This window comes from Bacillus sp. P4_D3 (genome assembly GCF_056401855.1).
Window position 1 is genome coordinate 1 of sequence record NZ_JBFUIN010000419.1, and the last position, 2,690, is coordinate 2,690.

2 protein-coding genes are annotated in these 2,690 nt (G+C 36.8%); one reads left to right on the forward strand and one right to left on the reverse strand.

Annotation, left to right across the window (positions count from 1 at the left end; genetic code table 11):
- A partial coding sequence (locus AC1DTM_RS22080) for a sigma-54 interaction domain-containing protein (protein ID WP_477000880.1) occupies positions 1 to 1,187 on the reverse strand: 1,187 nt, incomplete at its 3' end.
- A gap of 439 nt (positions 1,188 to 1,626) precedes the next feature.
- Between AC1DTM_RS22080 and AC1DTM_RS22085 the strand changes: the two genes are divergently transcribed.
- A partial coding sequence (locus tag AC1DTM_RS22085; RefSeq protein WP_477000881.1) for an amidohydrolase occupies positions 1,627 to 2,690 on the forward strand: 1,064 nt, incomplete at its 3' end.

The following is a 2,690-nucleotide window of genomic DNA, read 5'->3' on the forward strand; positions in this document are numbered from 1 at the left end:
GTCGAGATGTTGTCCTTTTTAGCCATAATAACGAGCTGCTCAACAGTGTTTTCTAATTCGCGAATATTTCCGGGCCACTGATAACGTTGTAAAACACCTATCGTTTGCTGCGAGAAGGTACGTGTCTGGTTGAATATTTGGTTATACTTTTGCAAATAGAAATGGAGTAGCGGAAAAATATCTTCATGTCGCTCGCGTAGCGGCGGAATGTTTACTGGTAAAACATGAAGTCGATAATATAGATCGGCCCGGAATTTTCCCTCTTTTACCATTTCCTCGATTTTGCGGTTTGTTGCTGCAATAATGCGAATATCAGCCTTTACTAACTGTGAACCGCCAATAGGCATATAGGTCTTGTCCTGCAGTAATTGGAGGAGTTTGGGCTGCAGATGTAGCGGAAGTTCACTAATTTCATCCAAAAAAAGCGTTCCTTTTTCGGCTGTTTTGACGAGCCCTGTTTTCCCTTTTGAATTAGCACCTGTAAAGGCTCCCTTATGGTAGCCGAACAATTCAGATTCGAGAAGTGTATCGGGAATTGCTGCACAATTTAAGTGGATAAAGGGTTGACTGTTTCGTTCGCTCAACTTATGAATACGCTTCGCAACTACGTTTTTTCCAACTCCTGTTTCTCCGTTAATAAGCACAGTTGAATCAACACTTGCCACTCTTTCCATGATTTCAGCAAGCAAATTATGTACTTTGCTATGTCCGATAAAGGACTGTTCCTCCTTTATTAGAATATATCGGGTATTCATTTTTTTTATTTCTAGCAAATACCGCTTCAATACGGGGGCTAATTCTTCCCATTCTAGTTTAGAAACATTATCCATCCAATTGCTTATATCATGACCATGTGCTACAAAATAAATGGGGTTTTCCTGCTCATCCAAAATAATGTCCCCTGTTACTGTCATCTTATTACCACCAGTAATTTCTTGCACAGTGGTTACAGTACTTCCATTTTGTAAAGCCATTTCGATTACGGATGGGGTGAACGCACCCTCTTTTTTCAGAACGAAAATATTTCTACCAATCAATTCTTCCTTGCTTTTGTTAAAGAGCTTACAACCTGCTTGATTTATCCACATAATCGTTCCATTTTTGTCAACAATATTCATCCCACTTTCAAGACTATCGAGAATTTTTAAAAGATATTTGTTTTCAATTTGGACAGGAATGTCGGACATGACGTGAATCCTCCTATTCATGCATCAATTTCGAACCAAAAGTGGTTCGAAATTGATAGGAATTAGTGAAAAGAACGAACCATTTATGAATCAGTTGAAACGAATTTAATTCATTATATCTCACAATAGCTAGATTTAATTTGAATTTTTATAATTTTCCGTCTATTTTTCGTGTTTTCGTTCCAAATTAATGGCATGATTTTTGCAATATAAAGGTGTACAGTATGGAATGATTAAAGTTTCACTTTATAGAGGGAGGTATGCAATGGATTTTTTCTTTTATTGGAATGTTAGGGGGTCACCATTTTTACTAACAAAGAAAAACGCCTTATCCTAGGGATGTTGTTTAATGAAAGCGTTTTAATGATGCTTATTATAATGAATAGGATGATAGATAACAATTGCTAAATTGTACTTATATAAAAAGGATGGTGTATGTATGAATGCAAATCTAGTATTTATTAATGGTGAAGTTATTACATCAGATAGACAAAACTCAATAGTGGAATCTGTAGCAATAAAGGATAATCGAATAATTGGGATCGGTTCAAATTTAGAAATGAATAAATTTATTGGAGAGAAGACGGAAGTCATTGACTTAGCAGGGAAATCTCTTCTTCCTGGATTTATTGATGCACACACACACTTGGTTTTATATGGGGTTTTTCAGTTGAATATCAGTTGTAAAGAAAGTCACATCGACTCTGTTGCAGATGTGCTGAATGAGCTTAAGCAAAAAGCGTTGGAAACTCCAGAAGGTGAGTGGATAAGAGCTTGGGGGTTTAATGAAACGACCATAAAGGAGAAAAGGTATCCAACGATTGCAGAGCTAGATGCCATTTCAACGGAGCATCCAATCATCATTTCTCGTACGTGCGGACATATCTGTATCGTAAATACAGCAGCACTAGAGAAGGCTGGAATTGACGAAAATACACCGAATCCTCAAGGTGGAGTAATTGAAAAGGATGAGAGGGGAGAAATTACAGGGAAATTATTTGAGGCTGCAAATATGAAGATGAATGATGTAGCAAGCTATACAGATGCTGAACTTATGAAAGCTGTTAAAATCGCGTCGGATCATTTCATTTCAGGGGGTATCACGAGTATTCATGAAGCAGCTACTTTTGATTCTAATTGTTATCGTTTATTACAAACAGCTATAAAAACTAAAGACATCGGCGTTCGGGTATATGCAATAATTGGTACCATAAATGAATCCGATAAATTTGTAAATAAAATGATGAATGCAGGGATAGTAACCGGTACAGGGGATGAGAAATTTAGGGTTGGGCCGGCTAAAATATTTTTAGATGGAAGTAGCTCTGGTCCAACGATTGCAACTCGAGAACCCTACTCCAGTGATCCTAACAATTTCGGGATTCTTTATTATAGTGAGGAAGAAATATATAAAGTTTTAGGTGAAGCACATAAAAAAGGATATCAAATTACAGTACATGCTCAAGGTGATAAAGCCATTGAAATGTATTTAAATTGCGTAGA